At 65.7% G+C, this 13,172-nt stretch carries 11 protein-coding genes; 10 read left to right on the top strand and 1 reads right to left on the bottom strand.

Annotated features, from left to right (window positions below; translation table 11 throughout):
- The first annotated feature begins 161 nt into the window (after nucleotides 1–161).
- The 6 genes from QP997_RS01305 (at nucleotide 162) to QP997_RS01280 (ending at nucleotide 7,408) form a co-directional block, all read left to right on the top strand.
- On the top strand, nucleotides 162–521 hold the full coding sequence (locus tag QP997_RS01305; protein WP_148811648.1) for a YlxR family protein: 360 nt from the start codon (nucleotides 162–164) through the stop codon (nucleotides 519–521).
- 188 nt (nucleotides 522–709) lie between these two features.
- Nucleotides 710–3,505, top strand: coding sequence for a translation initiation factor IF-2 (gene infB, locus QP997_RS01300; RefSeq protein WP_284845955.1), 2,796 nt, complete (start codon nucleotides 710–712; stop codon nucleotides 3,503–3,505).
- Between the two features lie 149 nt (nucleotides 3,506–3,654).
- On the top strand, nucleotides 3,655–4,086 hold the full coding sequence (gene rbfA / locus QP997_RS01295; protein WP_012360101.1) for a 30S ribosome-binding factor RbfA: 432 nt from the start codon (nucleotides 3,655–3,657) through the stop codon (nucleotides 4,084–4,086).
- A gap of 89 nt (nucleotides 4,087–4,175) precedes the next feature.
- Complete coding sequence (locus tag QP997_RS01290; protein WP_015381565.1) at nucleotides 4,176–5,546, top strand: MATE family efflux transporter; 1,371 nt, start codon at nucleotides 4,176–4,178, stop codon at nucleotides 5,544–5,546.
- Between the two features lie 167 nt (nucleotides 5,547–5,713).
- A complete protein-coding gene (locus tag QP997_RS01285; protein WP_284845954.1) occupies nucleotides 5,714–6,658 on the top strand; it encodes a metallophosphoesterase family protein in 945 nt (314 codons plus the stop codon).
- Between the two features lie 3 nt (nucleotides 6,659–6,661).
- A complete protein-coding gene (locus QP997_RS01280; RefSeq protein WP_070759042.1) occupies nucleotides 6,662–7,408 on the top strand; it encodes a 4'-phosphopantetheinyl transferase family protein in 747 nt (248 codons plus the stop codon).
- Here QP997_RS01280 and truB read toward each other — a convergent pair.
- Entirely contained in the window at nucleotides 7,405–8,415 is a 1,011-nt protein-coding gene (gene truB, locus QP997_RS01275) for a tRNA pseudouridine(55) synthase TruB (protein ID WP_070759041.1), read from the bottom strand. The genes QP997_RS01280 and truB overlap by 4 nt on opposite strands.
- Between truB and QP997_RS01270 the strand changes: the two genes are divergently transcribed.
- The 4 genes from QP997_RS01270 (at nucleotide 8,407) to dapB (ending at nucleotide 13,171) form a co-directional block, all read left to right on the top strand.
- Nucleotides 8,407–9,435, top strand: a complete 1,029-nt coding sequence (locus tag QP997_RS01270) for a bifunctional riboflavin kinase/FAD synthetase (RefSeq protein ID WP_148791875.1) — start codon at nucleotides 8,407–8,409, stop codon at nucleotides 9,433–9,435. The genes truB and QP997_RS01270 overlap by 9 nt on opposite strands.
- Nucleotides 9,436–9,531: 96 nt before the next feature.
- Nucleotides 9,532–9,801 carry a 30S ribosomal protein S15 gene (gene rpsO, locus QP997_RS01265; protein WP_070759039.1) on the top strand — a complete coding sequence of 90 codons (270 nt, stop codon included), beginning with the start codon at nucleotides 9,532–9,534 and terminating at the stop codon, nucleotides 9,799–9,801.
- A gap of 210 nt (nucleotides 9,802–10,011) precedes the next feature.
- A complete protein-coding gene (locus QP997_RS01260; RefSeq protein WP_187441024.1) occupies nucleotides 10,012–12,285 on the top strand; it encodes a polyribonucleotide nucleotidyltransferase in 2,274 nt (757 codons plus the stop codon).
- 139 nt (nucleotides 12,286–12,424) lie between these two features.
- Nucleotides 12,425–13,171, top strand: coding sequence for a 4-hydroxy-tetrahydrodipicolinate reductase (gene dapB, locus QP997_RS01255; protein ID WP_070759037.1), 747 nt, complete (start codon nucleotides 12,425–12,427; stop codon nucleotides 13,169–13,171).
- Nucleotide 13,172 lies beyond the last annotated feature (1 nt).

The raw sequence follows: 13,172 nt of genomic DNA, 5'->3' as shown, positions 1-13,172 counted from the left end.
GGCCACGAGTCATTGAGGGGTGGGATAACGGGGATCAGCGCAGGGAGCTGTCACAACGCTGAAATGGGGGTGGGTTAACCCCTAACAGGCTTTTCACGTAGACTGGGGGCTGGTCAACGTGCTGGACCACGCATTTGTTGTGCTCGAGAGAAAGTGAGCTTGTGGAGGACCGAGCGAAACGCGAAGGCTCGCACGCCGAATCGGCTGCGGACCCGGCGCTCGCGCGGAAGACCACGGCGCACGTCGCGCTGCGCACGTGCATCGCCACGCGAAAGGTGAAGCCCACCGCCGAGCTCCTCCGGTGTGTAGCCCAGCACAGCGACGACGGGACAACCCGCATCGTGCCAGATCTTCACGGTCGGCTCCCGGGCCGCGGCGCGTGGCTTAGCCCCACCGCAGAGGCCCTCGAGAAGGCCATCGAACAACGGCGATTCCACCGCGCCCTGCGATTGGGCTCAGTGACGCCGGACTTCGAGGAGTTATGGGCGGTGCTGGGACGCGAGGGATCTCAAGAACATTGACCCGTCGCGTTGAACGTTCCATGGACAGTTAACGATTTATCAGTTGACGGAGCCCGACATGTTTGAAAGCACTCTGAACTGATGAGCGCACGATGAAGCGGCATCAGCGATGAACCAGAAACGTTAAAGGGAGCCGGACGTAGCCTTTCCGCATAAGGCCACCGGCTCCGAGATATCGAAGGAGAGTAGTGGCCGGAAAGCTACGTGTACACGAGCTTGCGAAGAAGCTCGGTGTGACCAGCAAGGAACTCCTTGCAACCCTGAAGGAACAGGGAGAATTCGTTAAGACAGCCTCCTCCACCGTGGAGCCCCCTGTCGTCAAGAAGATGAAGCAGTTCTACGGCGTCGCGCAGGAGTCCAAGCCGACGACGCCGCCGTCCCCGCTGGCGCAGGCTGGCAGTGTTCCGGACAGCACCCAGCGTGGTCCGAAGCCGGGTGCCAAGCCTGCGGCGAAGCCGAAGGCTGCACCGAAGCCGGGTACCGCGGCAGCCAAGCCAAGCGCGAAGCCAAGCCCTGCTGCTGCAGCGAAGGCTGCACCGGCCGCGAAGGCGACCCCGACCCCGGCTGAGGCTGCGCCAAAGCCGGGCCAGGCTGCACCGAAGCCGGCTGCGAAGCCGGGACAGAAGCCAGCTCGCGCCGCAGGCAAGCCGGGCCCGAAGCCGGGTCCGAAGCCGGGCGCGCGCCCGCAGCGGGTTGCTAATAACCCGTTCTCCTCCACCACCGAGCGCCCACCGCGCCCGCGTGGCGGAGCCACCCCTGGCGACATGCCTCGCCCAGGCGGCACCCGTGGCGGCGCCGGCCGTGGCCAGGCACCACGCCCGGGCGCTCGCCCGGGCCAGGGTCAGGGCCGTGGCCAGGGCACCGCGAAGCCGGGGGCAGCACGCCAGGGCGGCGGCCGTCGCCCATCCCCGGCGATGATGCCAGCCACCCCGAGCCCGGGTCAGATGCCCGCCAAGTCCGGAGCCGGTTTCGGCGGCGGTCGTGGCCGTGGCGGTCGCCCAGGCGGTCCAGGCCGCCCAGGTGGTCCGGGACCACGTGGCGGTCGCGGCGGACGTCGTGGCGGCACCGCAGGTGCATTCGGCCGTCCGGGCGGTCCACCGCGCCGTGGCCGCAAGTCGAAGCGCCAGAAGCGCAATGAGTACGAGGCAATGCAGGCACCGAAGGTCGTGGGTGGCGTTAAGCTGCCGAGCGGCAACGGTGAGAAGATTCGCCTCGCTCGCGGCGCCTCCCTGGCCGACTTCGCGGACAAGATCAACGCTGACGCAGCAGCACTGGTGCAGGCGCTGTTCAACCTCGGTGAGATGGTGACCGCCACCCAGTCCGTCTCCGACGAGACCCTGCAGCTGCTGGGCGACGAGATGGACTACAAGGTCGAGGTCGTTTCCCCAGAGGACGAGGACCGCGAGCTGCTCGAGTCCTTCGACCTGCAGTTCGGTGAGGACGAGGGCGACGACGAAGACCTCGCCCAGCGCCCGCCGGTCGTCACCGTCATGGGTCACGTCGACCACGGTAAGACCCGCCTGCTGGACACCATCCGTAAGGAGAACGTTGGCTCCGGCGAGGCCGGTGGCATTACCCAGCACATCGGTGCTTACCAGGTCAGCGTGAACATGGAGGGCGTCGAGCGCCCGGTCACCTTCCTGGATACCCCGGGTCACGAGGCCTTCACGGCAATGCGTGCTCGTGGTGCGAAGTCCACGGATATCGCGATCCTCGTCGTTGCTGCTGACGACGGCGTGATGCCGCAGACCGTCGAGGCGATCAACCACGCCAAGGCTGCGGACGTCCCGGTTGTGGTCGCGGTGAACAAGATCGATAAGCCGACCGCACAGCCGGACAAGATCCGTGGCCAGCTCACCGAGTACGGCCTCGTGCCGGAGGAGTACGGCGGTGAGACGATGTTCGTTGACATCTCTGCGAAGCAGGGCCAGAACATCGACCAGCTGCTGGAGGCCGTCCTGCTGACCGCGGACGCGTCCCTGGATCTGCGCGCTAACCCGGACATGGACGCCCAGGGTGTCGCCATCGAGGCGCACCTCGACCGTGGCCGCGGCCCGGTCGCGACGATCATCGTCCAGCGCGGTACCCTGCGCGTCGGCGACTCCATCGTCGTCGGCGATGCCTACGGCCGCGTCCGCCGCATGATCGACGAGCACGGCAACGACGTCCAGGAGGCTGGCCCGTCCCGCCCGGTCCAGGTTCTCGGCCTGACGAGCGTGTCCGGTGCCGGCGATAACCTCCTCGTTGTTGACGAGGACCGCACGGCCCGCCAGATCGCGGACCGCCGCGACGCCCGCCGTCGTAACGCGCTGGCAGCCCGTTCCCGCAAGCGCGTGTCCCTGGAGGACCTGGACGAGGTGCTCAAGGAGACGAGCACGCTCAACCTCATCCTCAAGGGCGACAACGCCGGTACCGTCGAGGCACTGGAGGACGCCCTGCTGAAGATCGAGGTCGACGACGAGGTCGCGCTGAACATCATCGACCGTGGTGTCGGTGCTGTCACCGAGACCAACGTCCACCTGGCTGCGGCCTCCGACGCTGTGATCATCGGCTTCAACGTCCGCTCCGAGGGCAAGGCCACCGAGGCGGCCAACGCCGAAGGCGTGGACATCCGCTACTACTCGATCATCTACAAGGCGATCGAGGAGATCGAGGCTGCCCTCAAGGGCATGCTCAAGCCGATCTACGAGGAGAAGGAGATCGGTACCGCGGAGATCCGCCAGATCTTCAAGGCTTCCGCCGTCGGCCTCATCGCAGGCTGCATGGTGGAGACCGGCAAGGTTCGCCGCAACGCCAAGGTTCGCCTTGTCCGCGATGGCAAGGTCATCTCCGAGGACGCGACGATCGACTCGCTGCGCCGGGAGAAGGACGACGTCACCGAGGTCTCGCACGGTTACGAGTGCGGTATGGTGCTGTCCTACCCGAACATCGAGGTCGGCGACCGGATCGAGGCCTACGAGATGGTCGAGGTCCCTCGCGACTAACTGGTCAACACCGGTTAGCTAAGCTGGGCGATTGCTAGCCCGCCGCAATCCCGGAAACGGGGGCGGCGGGGCAGCGCCCGGCTTTTGCCGTTTTTACATCACTACCCGGCGGGACCGTGAAGGCCCCGCCCGAAAAGGAGTGCCACATCATGGCTGATAATGCTCGCGCCGCGCGCATGGCCAAGCGCATCCAACAGATCGTCGCCGTCGCCATCGAGCGGGAGATCAAGGACCCGCGCCTGGAGTACGTGACCATCACGGACACCCGGATGACCGGCGACCTGCACGACGCCAGCGTGTTCTACACCGTCCGTGGCGCATCCATCGACGAGGAGCCGGATGTTCCGCTGGCTGCCGCCGCGCTGGAGAGCGCCAAGGGGCAGCTCCGAAAGATCGTGGGCGACCAGCTCAGCGTCCGCTTCACGCCGACCCTGAGCTTCGTGCACGACACCGTCCCGGAGGCGTCCGCTCACATGGAGAAGCTGCTCGCCGAGGCTCGCGCGAAGGACGAGGCCGTGCGTGCCCAGGCTGCCCAGGCCAAGCCGGCGGGCGAGGCTAACCCTTATAAGGAGCGCAACTAGCGCTGCCTGCGCAGCCCCAGCGCCCTGACCGGGTGCCGGGTGCGCGCGGAAGAAAATTCGCCGAGAAGAGGATCTGAAGGAAAGCCACGGTGCAGGAGCCCACAACGCTGCGGGAGTTCGAGGACGTCGGAACCCGAAAGATCCTCGCGCTGGCCTGGCCGGCGCTCATCGTGCTGGCAGCCACCCCGCTGTACCTGCTGCTGGACACCGCCGTCGTCGGGCGCCTGGGGGCAACCTCCCTGGCTGGACTCGCGACGGGTGCGGTGGTGCTGAGCACCGTCACCACGCAGCTGACCTTTCTTTCCTACGGCACCACAGCCCGCGCCGCGCGGCACTTCGGGGCAGGGCGCACCACCGATGCTGTCTACGAGGGCATTCAGGCCTCCTGGATCGCACTCGGCGTTGGGGCGGTGCTCGCGGTGGGCCTGTTCTTTTTCTCCCCGACCATTTCCCTTGCCTTATCCGGAGACGCCGAGGTGGCGGCCGAGGCCACCAACTGGCTTAAAGTCACCAGCCTGTCGGTGATTCCCGCGCTGTTCATCATGGCGGGTAACGGCTGGCTGCGGGGACTGTCCAACACGCGGCTCCCGCTCTATTTCACGCTGGCCGGGGTCATCCCCATGGCTGTGACTGTCCCACTGGCCGTACGCCGCTGGGGGCTTGTGGGATCCGCGATCGCGAACGTCGCCGGTGAGCTGATCATCGCCGCGTGTTTCCTGGGGGCGTTGGTGTTTCACTGGCGCAAGTTCGGGGATCACCGCTCGATGCGCCCCAACGGGAGGGTGATCCGCACGCAGCTGGCGATGGGGCGTGACCTCATCGCCCGGTCTCTGTCCTTCCAAGCGGCATTCCTTTCCGCAGCGGCGGTGGCCGGGCGGATCGGAGCCCCGGCGCTGGCCGCTCACCAGATTCTGCTGCAACTGTGGAACCTCGTGTCTCTGCTGCTGGATAGCGTCGCGATTGCTGCCCAAGCCTTGGTGGGGGCCGCCTTGGGCGCTGGTTCGGCGCGAGCGGCCCGCTCCGTGGCACGCCAGGTGTTGAAGTTTTCGCTGGGGGCTTCGGTGGTGCTGGCGGTCTTCTTCGGGCTGGGGTCGCGGGCGGTTCCCCAGCTCTTTACGGCCGACGCTCCCGTGCTCGATCAGATCGGTGGACCGTGGTGGGTCTTCGTTTCCATCATCGTGATCGGCGGAGCCGTCTTCGCACTGGACGGGGTGCTGCTGGGAGCCGCGGACGTGGCATTCCTGCGCAATGCCAGCATCGCGGCGGCTGTCATTGGCTTCATTCCACTGGTCTGGCTGAGCCTCGCTTTCGACGTCGGCCTGATCGGGGTATGGGCAGGGTTGGCTGCTTTCATGCTGATCCGTTTCGGCGCGGTTCTGTGGCGCTACCGCGGTGACGCCTGGACGGTGAGCGCTGATCAGCGGGAGGAGCGAGGCACCCAGGGCGCCACGGCAGCCTAGGGGAGGGGAGAGAGGCCCAAGCGGCTGACCTTGCTCTTTCTTGAAGCCACGGTGAGGCAACGTAGGGTTGAGTTTTCTAGGAACTTTCCTCGGCAATATGATTTAAGCGTGGCTGGACGACGATAAAGTCGCGGGCCGGATAACGACGGACGATGAAGGTGGTGGGCATGCAGGGCGCAGATGATTCGCTGGCAGCGCAGCTCGCCTACACCGCCGCCGTCGCCGGCGGTGCGGGGGAGGAAGAGACCCGGGATGCGGTGACTCTGTGGGCCGTCAGCGACCTGCACGTGGGTGCGCGCGGCAACCGCGATCTCGTCGTCGACCTGGTGCGGCCCCGCAACCCCGAGGACTGGCTGATCGTGGCAGGCGACATCGCCGAAGACCTGGACGTGGTGATCGACGTGCTGGCCGAGCTTCGGCAGCGCTTCGCCAAGGTGATCTACGCGCCCGGGAACCATGAGCTCTACGCCCGTGCAGGGCACGGGCCGGTGGGAAAAGCGAAATACGAGGAGCTCATCCGTCGTTGCCGGCGCATTGGGATCTACACTCCGGAGGATCCGTACCAACAGTTCGCTGGGCACACCATCGTCCCCCTGTTCACTCTCTACGATCACTCCTGGCGCGATCTGATCGACACCCCGGAGGAAGCGATTGCCAAGGCGCACGCGCAAGGTCTGGTCTTGAGTGATTACTACATGATCCGGCCTTTCGTGGATGTCCCGCTGTGGTGCCGGGAGCGCCTGGCCTATTCGGTGCGCCGCCTGGGGCAGGTCACTGGCCCCACCGTGCTCGTGAACCACTGGCCCTTGGCGCAGGAATCCTTGCGGCGCGTGCGATACCCCGAGATCGGGCTGTTCTCCGGCACCCGGCACACCCAGCAGTGGGGTAGGCGTTATCGCGCGGCAGCTGTCATTCACGGGCATCTTCACATACCTTTAGGTGTTGAAGTTGATGGTGTGCCTCATGTGGAAGTTTCCCTGGGCTATCCGAGGGAACGGAAGCGCAGCTTGCCCCCGCGGCAAAAGCTTGACCTGTGGCCCTATCCAGTCATCCGCGTCCCGCACACATCTGGTCCACAAGCTGGTTTCGAGGAAAGGCGAGGAGGGAAGTAGGCAATGTGGAATGACGTTGTGATCTCATCGCATCAGACGGAGCCGATTCAGGCCTACGACCACCAGTTCCAGCGGGTGCCCTCCCTGCTCCAACCCGGGCGCCTGCTGAGCGGGGTGCGGTGCGTCGAGTACCACTCCTCGGCCGAAAACCTGCGCAACTACCACGGTCTTCCCGTCGTGGAGCAGGAGCTCGTCGCCACCGCGGTGGACCGTCGCAAGGCCGAATTCGGGGACTCCCGGTGGTGTGCCCACCGCGCGATGGAGCAGTTCATCCCGGACCAACCGATTCTTCGTGGCCACCGGGGGATGCCGGAGTTTCCAGCCCCGGTTGTCGGCTCGATGACGCACACCACCGGCTACCGGGCGGCCGTGGTGGGGCGCGCCAGCCGCTGGAGTTCCTTAGGCATCGACGCCGAGCCGCTCACTCCGCTCCCGGAGGGAGTGTTCGCAACGATCGCGAGCCCGGAGGAGCGTGCAGGCCTGCGGCGACTGTCCCGCCGCCTGGGCCGCGGCCACGGTGGCCAGGGATCCCTGGGAGTGGTGCTCTTCTCCGCGAAGGAGGCGGTGTACAAGGCCTGGTACCCGCTGACCCAGCAGTTCCTGGACTTCGACCAGGCACGCATCGAACTCCGCGAGGACGGGAGCTTTAAGGCCCGGTTGCTCGTCGGGAACGCTCCGGTTCCCGCCATTGAGGGCCTGTGGTCAGCAGCTGAAGGCTACGCGCTGACGATGGCGGGCGTGCGCGCCTAAACCAACCCGTGGGGGCGGGCGACGAACTCGCTGGCCGCACGCCGACCCTTCTCCTTAATCAGTGCGATCGCGTGGCCCTGCGGATCCACAGCAGCGTGAACCCCCTTCAACCCGATTGGCTCCAGCCACTTACCCAGGGCTAGGTTCGCTGCCTGCTCTTCGGTGATCGGCCGGGTGGGGAAGCAGACCTGCATTGCAGTATCGAGGCTCAAGCTCAGCTCCGGGGTGTCGGCAAGTTCTTCGAGGGTGACGGCCTCAGCGATATCGAACGGCCCCACGCTGGTGCGGCGCAGCGCGGTGAGATAACCGCCCAACCCTAGTGCCTCGCCGACGTCGCGGGCGATGGCGCGGATATACGTCCCGGAGCTGCAGTGGACGCTGACATCGACCAGCCAGCGAGGTCCCTCGGCGGTCTCTTCGCGACGGACATCGGAGAAGCTCAACGAGTGGATGGTGATCGGGCGAGGAGGAATGTCGACCTCCTTGCCCTCCCGAACCAGCTCGTGGGCTCGGCGTCCATTGATCTTGATGGAGGACACGGAGGTCGGCCGCTGCATGATCTCCCCTTGGAAATCTGCGAAGATCTCGCCGAGCCGTGTGGTCATTGCCTCGACGGTGAATGAATCGATCTTTGTCGGGTCCGCGGTCTTCAGCACCTCGCCTTCGACGTCGTCGGTGACGGTGCTAGCCCCGAAGGCCATCGTTGCCTCGTAACGCTTGTCGTGCGTGACGACGTGGGCGAGGAATTTCGTGCCCCGCTCGATGCCCAGCACCAGCACACCGGTGGCCATGGGATCCAGAGTGCCGGAGTGGCCGACCTTCTTGGTGCCCATGACCCGGCGAACTTTCGCGACCATGTCGTGGCTGCTCGCCCCAGCGGGCTTATCGAGGATGATCAAACCGGAACGGTCGAGCAGGCTAGGGGATCCCGACGGCCGGTCGGTGGCGCGGGCCGCCTCGTCGCCAGAACCCTGGGTGCTTTCGGAAGGGGAGTGCTTTTGAGCCATGGCGCCAGTCTATGGGTTAAGATCCCCAACGTGAGTATCTGGTACGGGCTTGATCGTGTTCCCCACAACCTCGAAGGCGCAGCCGTGACAATCGGCGTGTTCGACGGCGTGCACCGCGGGCACCAAGAGCTGATTAACCGAGCCGTGGCCAAGGCCAAGGAGCTCGGCGTCCCCGCGGTGATGTTTACCTTCGACCCGCACCCAACCGTGGTCTTCCAGCCGGAATTCGTTCCGAAGCTGCTGGGCACGGTGGAGGAGCGCGCCCAGCTGGCGATGGACCTCGGAATCGACCACGTCGTCGTCCAGGCCTTCACCCCGGAAATCGCTTCCTGGTCCCCAGAGGAATACATCGACCGGGCGCTGCTCGACACGCTGCGGGCCAAGCATGTCGTGGTGGGGGAGAACTTCACCTTCGGCCACAAGGCCTCCGGCACCCCCGACACGCTCCGTGAGGTCTCCCAGCACCGGGACTTCACGGTAGACGTGGTTCCGCTGCTTTCGGAGGACGACCACACGGTCTGCTCCACCTGGATCCGCCAGCGCATCGCCGAGGGGGACATGGAGTCCGCGACGGAGGCGTTGGGCCGTCCGTTTTCCGTGGAGGGCGTGGTCACCCACGGCGCGGGCCGGGGCGGCCGGGCGCTGGGCTTTCCTACCGCCAACCTGTACTTCCCGGATATCTACGCGCTGCCCTCCGATGGGGTGTACGCCGGTTACCTGGAGATCCTGCCGAATCAAGCAGAGCTGTCCCACCAGGGGCTGAGCGACAAGGTGGGCACCATGCCGGTGGGGACCAAGCTTCCCGCGGCGATCTCCGTGGGCACGAACCCGACCTTCGGCCACGAGCCGCGCAGCGTCGAATCCTTCGTTCTCGACCACGAAGCCGATCTCTACGACTTCGAGGTCCGCGTCAGCTTCGTCTCCCGAATCCGTGGCCAAGAGAAGTACGACTCCCTCGACGAGCTCATCGCCGCCATTGACCGCGATGTGGCAGCTACCCGCAAGGCTGTGCTAGGGTAACTCGGTCAGCGACTGCGGTTCGCGGTAGTCGCGCGGACTGCCTTCGGGCAGTCTTTAAGAATCTTTAGCGCGGACTGAAATAACAAGGAGTTATCCATGGCACTGTCCAAGGACGAGAAGGCAGCAACTCTCAAGGAGTTCGGCCTGCACGAGACCGACACCGGTTCCCCGGAGGCGCAGGTTGCTCTGCTGAGCGCCCGCATCTCCCAGCTCACCGAGCACCTGAAGGACCACAAGCACGATCACCACTCCCGTCGTGGTCTGCTGCTGCTGGTCGGTCGCCGCAAGGGTCTGCTGAAGTACCTGGCTTCCACCGACATCGAGCGCTACCGCTCCCTGATCGAGCGCCTGGGCCTGCGTCGCTAAGAGCGATCGCATCCGGAGGTGGTTTCCGCCCCCGAGGCTCTCAGTAGCTTTCCGACCCCGTCTGCGTGTCACACGCGGGCGGGGTTTTTGCTGCGCGCGTGCTAGGCTCGTCGGTGAAATATTGACCGACTTCTAAGCGCCCCTTCGGCACCGATGATCTGAAGACTGCAACGGGCGCTACTTGTGATGAAAGGCCGTGGCACACACGCTATGAGCTCCAAGAAAAATAATCTTCCTAAGAACGTCTCCGTTGAGATGGTCGACCCGGACGCAGGGATCTGGGAAGCAACCGCAACCATCGACAACGGCGACTTTGGTTCCCGCACCCTCCGCCTCGAGACCGGCCTGCTGGCTCGACAGGCGGACGGCGCCGTCACCGCGTACCTGGACGAGGACACGATGCTGCTGTCGACGACGACGGCCTCCCGTTCCCCGCGCGAGGGCATCGACTTCTTCCCGCTGACCGTGGACGTCGAGGAGCGCATGTACTCCGCTGGCCGCATCCCGGGCAGCTTCTTCCGTCGCGAGGGTCGCCCGGGTACGGACGCCATCCTCGCTGCCCGCCTCATCGACCGCCCGCTGCGTCCGACCTTCGTCAAGGGGCTGCGCAACGAGGTGCAGGTCGTCATCACCGTGATGTCCATCGACCCGAACGAGATGTACGACGTCCTCGCCATCAACGGCGCGTCCGCATCCACCCAGCTCTCCGGCCTGCCGGTGTCCAGCTCTGTCGGTGGCGTGCGCATGGCGCTGGTCGTCGATGAGGAGCACCCGGAGGGGCAGTGGGTGGCCTTCCCGACGCGCGAGCAGGTGTCCCAGTCCGTCTTCGAGCTGGTCGTCGCCGGTCGCGTGACCGAACCGGCGAAGGGCGGCCGGGGTAAGAAGTCCCAGCCGAATGTCGCCGTCATGATGGTCGAGGCAGGGGCTACCGACAATGTCGTCGAGCGCATCGCCGAAGGTGCTCCGGCGCCGACCGAGGCAGTGGTGGCCGAGGGCATTGAGGCCGCTAAGCCGTTCATCGCGACCCTCTGCGCCGCTCAGGACGCGCTGCGTGACGCGGTGGACACCGAGTCCCGCGAGTTCGAGCTCTTCCCACCGTTCGACGAGGATGTCTACTCTGCCGTCGAGGCCGAGTGCGATGCTGACGTCGCGCAGATCATGACGATCGCCGATAAGCAGGAGCGCGACGAGTCCCTCGCAGAGAACATGCAGGAGACCGTCGATGCGCTGATCGAGCAGTTCCCGGAGCGTGAATCTGAGATCCGTGCGGCTCACAATGACCTGACCCGCACCATCGTGCGCCAGCGCATCCTGGAGGACGGCTTCCGCATCGACGGCCGCGACCACACCTCGATTCGCGACTTGGGCATCGTGGTGCAGCTGCTGCCGCGTGCCCACGGCTCCGCCCTCTTCGAGCGTGGCGAGACCCAGATCCTCGGCGTGACCACCCTGGACACCCTGAAGATGGAGCAGACCATCGACTCCCTGGGGCCGGAGACTTCCAAGCGCTACATCCACCACTACAACTTCCCGCCGTACTCCACCGGCGAGACCGGCCGCGTGGGCAGCCCGAAGCGCCGCGAGATCGGCCACGGTGCCCTGGCGGAGCGCGCCCTGACCCCGGTGCTGCCGTCCCGCGAGGAGTTCCCGTACACCATCCGCCAGGTCTCCGAGGCTCTGGGCTCCAACGGCTCGACCTCCATGGGCTCCGTGTGTGCGTCCACGCTCTCGCTGTACAACGCCGGCGTGCCGCTGAAGGCGCCGGTGGCCGGTATCGCGATGGGCCTGGTCTCCGGCCTCGTCGATGGCAAGGAGAAGTTCGTCAGCCTCACCGACATCCTCGGTGCGGAGGACGCCTTCGGCGACATGGACTTCAAGGTCGCCGGTACCTCCGAGTATGTCACCGCCCTGCAGTTGGACACCAAGCTCGACGGCCTACCTTCCGAGGTGCTAGCTTCCGCGCTCGGCCAGGCGCGCAGCGCCCGCCTCGAGATCCTGCAGCTGATGGAAGATGCCATCGACACGCCGGACCAGATGAGCGAGCTGGCGCCACGCATCACGAAGATCTCCATCCCGCAGAACAAGATCGGTGAGGTCATTGGGCCGAAGGGCAAGACCATCAACCAGATCACGGAGGAGACCGGCGCCAACATCTCCATCGAGGACGACGGCACCGTGTTCGTCTCCGCCGTGGGTGGCGAGGCCGCCGAGGCTGCGATCGAAAAGATCAACGCGATCGCCAACCCGCAGCAGCCGAAGGTCGGGGACCGCTTCCTCGGCACGGTTGTGAAGACCACCGCCTTCGGTGCCTTCATCTCCCTGCTGCCGGGACGCGACGGCCTGCTGCACATCTCGAACATCGGCGGCGACCGTCGCATCGAGAAGGTTGAGGACGAGCTCAACGTCGGCGACAAGATCCAGGTCGAGATCGCCGATATCGACAACCGGGGCAAGATCTCCCTGGTTCCGGTCGACGAGGATTAAGCGCTTAGACGCTTGAAGCGGGCACCACATCACGCGGTGCCCGCTTCGTCTTATTAGTCTTGATATCAGCAACGCCCGGCCACCGGTCGGGGCTTCACAGACACTATTGCCAAGCACGCTTCGGCAGGAAGGAAAGGTTATGATCCGCGTAGGAGTACTTGGCGCCAAGGGGCGCGTCGGCACCACCATCGTCGCCGAGGTGGAGCAGAACCCGAACCTGGAACTCTCCGCCGCCCTGGACCACGGCGATGACCTCCAGGAGCTCGTGGACACCAAGACCGACGTGGTCGTGGACTTCACCCAGCCGGACTCCGTGATGGGCAACGTGGAGTTCTGCATCCGCAACGGCATCCACGCGGTCGTCGGTACCACCGGCTGGACCGAGGAACGCTATGAGACGGTCCGCAGCCTGCTGCAGGATGCCCCGAAGGTCGGTGTGCTGGTGGCCCCGAACTTCGCCATCTCCGCGGTGCTGACGATGAAGTTCGCCGAAATCGCCGCACCATTCTTCGAATCCGCCGAGGTCATCGAGTTCCACCACCCGAATAAGCTTGACGCTCCTTCCGGCACCGCGGTGCACACCGCCGAGGGGATCGCCCGAGCTCGCGGCGAGGCCGGGCTGGAGGAGCAGCCGGACGCCACCGCCCAGTCCCTCGACGGCGCACGAGGCAGCGACGTCCAGGGGGTGCCCGTCCACGCGGTCCGCATGACCGGCATGGTGGCGCACGAAGAGGTCATTTTCGGTACCCGCGGGCAGTCTCTGACCATCCGCCAGGACTCCTACGACCGCGAGTCCTTCGTACCGGGTGTGGTCATCGGCGTGGAGAAGATCGCCGAGAACCCTGGGCTGACGATCGGCCTCGAGAAGTTCCTGGGTCTGGACTAGG

The sequence above is a fragment of the Corynebacterium sp. MSK039 genome, assembly GCF_030232315.1.
Classification (GTDB): Bacteria; Actinomycetota; Actinomycetes; order Mycobacteriales; family Mycobacteriaceae; genus Corynebacterium.
This window is presented reverse-complemented; position numbering and strand designations above follow the sequence as displayed.